Annotated in this window: 1 protein-coding gene and 2 pseudogenes; all 3 read left to right on the forward strand. The window is 69.6% G+C overall.

What is annotated here, in order from left to right; translation table 11 throughout:
* Positions 1 to 35: 35 nt before the first annotated feature.
* A pseudogene (locus tag VR44_RS49015) lies at positions 36 to 338 on the forward strand (glycosyl hydrolase family 31); the annotation flags it as partial.
* A 628-nt stretch (positions 339 to 966) separates the two neighbouring features.
* Positions 967 to 1245, forward strand: a pseudogene (locus VR44_RS49020) (TIM-barrel domain-containing protein); the annotation flags it as partial.
* Positions 1246 to 1347: 102 nt separating this feature from the next.
* Positions 1348 to 1505 (forward strand): hypothetical protein (locus VR44_RS49025; protein ID WP_342669443.1); only part of this gene is annotated, 158 nt, incomplete at its 3' end.

Here is a 1505-nt window from a genome sequence, read left to right on the forward strand (position 1 = left end):
GCTCCGATCTCGCCCCCACCACCGACTTCGGCCCCGTGTCGGCGAGTTACCAGGACACGGGCACCTACTACCGGATCACCACCGGCTCCCTCTCCATCCACGTCAACAAGTCGCCCCTGACGTTCGCCGTCTACCGGGCCGACGACACCACCCCCGTCTGGCAGGAGACCCAGCCCACGAAGTGGGGCGGCGGCAAGACCGTCCAGACCCTCGCCCGGGGCGCCGACGAGCAGTTCTACGGCACCGGCCTGCGCCTCGGCGAATGGGCGCTGCGCGACAAGACCGTCCCCGTGGCCGTCGACAACAACTGGCGCGAGAACGACAACGCCAGCCCCGCCCCCTTCTACATGTCCACGAACGACTACGGCGTCATGCGCAACACCTGGGCCCCCGGCTCGTACGCCTTCAACGCGCCCACCACCCTCACCCACGACGAGAACCGCTTCGACGCCTGGTACTTCACGGGCGACTCCCTCAAATCCGTCCTCGACGCCTACACCGACGTCAGCGGCAAACCCTTCATGGCGCCGATGTGGGGTTTCGAACTCGGCAACGCCGACTGCTTCAACGCCTCCAACCCCGCCTACCAGGGCGACCACAACCGGCTCCGCCACCAGACCACCCCCGACGTGGCCGGCTACGCCGCCGACGCCCGCGCCGCCGACATGCCCTCGGGCTGGTTCCTGCCCAACGACGGCTACGGCTGCGGCTACACCGCGCCCCTGAAGTCCACGGTCGACGCCCTGAAGGCCAAGGGCTTCCAGACCGGCCTGTGGACCTCCACCGGCCTCGGCTCCATCGCCGACGAGGTGGGCACGGCCGGCACCCGCGGGGTCAAGACCGACGTGGCCTGGATCGGCGGCGGCTACAAGACCGCCTTCCAGGGCGTCCAGCAGGCCGTCGACGGCATCGAAAAGAACTCCGACCGCCCGCCGCTACGTCTGGACCGTCGACGGCTGGGCCGGCACCCAGCGCAACGCCGTCGTCTGGACCGGGGACACGTACGGCACCTGGGACGACATGCGCTGGCACGTCCCCGCCATCGCCGGAGCCGGCCTGTCCGGCCTCAACTACGCCTCCGGCGACGTCGACGGCATCTTCGGCGGCAGCCCCAAGACGTACACCCGCGACCTGCAGTGGAAGGCCTTCACCCCCGCCTTCATGACCATGTCCGGCTGGGGCGCGACCAACCCCTCGGCCGGTTACCAGGACAAGCAGCCCTGGCGCTTCGCGGAGCCCTACCTCTCCGTCAACCGCAAGTACCTCCAGCTGAAGATGCGGCTGATGCCCTACCTGTACACGATGAGCCGCGTCGCCCACGACACCGGCGTCCCCAGCACCCGCGCCATGGTCCTGGAGTACCCCGAGGACCCGGTGGCCCGCGGCAACCTCACCAGCGGCCAGTTCATGGCCGGGGACTCCTTCCTCGTCGCCCCCGTCGTCTCCGACACCTCCGTCCGCGACGGCATCTACCTGCCCGCCGGAACCTGGACCGACTACTGGAC

The organism is Streptomyces katrae (genome assembly GCF_000966975.1).
Lineage (GTDB): Bacteria > Actinomycetota > Actinomycetes > Streptomycetales > Streptomycetaceae > Streptomyces > Streptomyces katrae.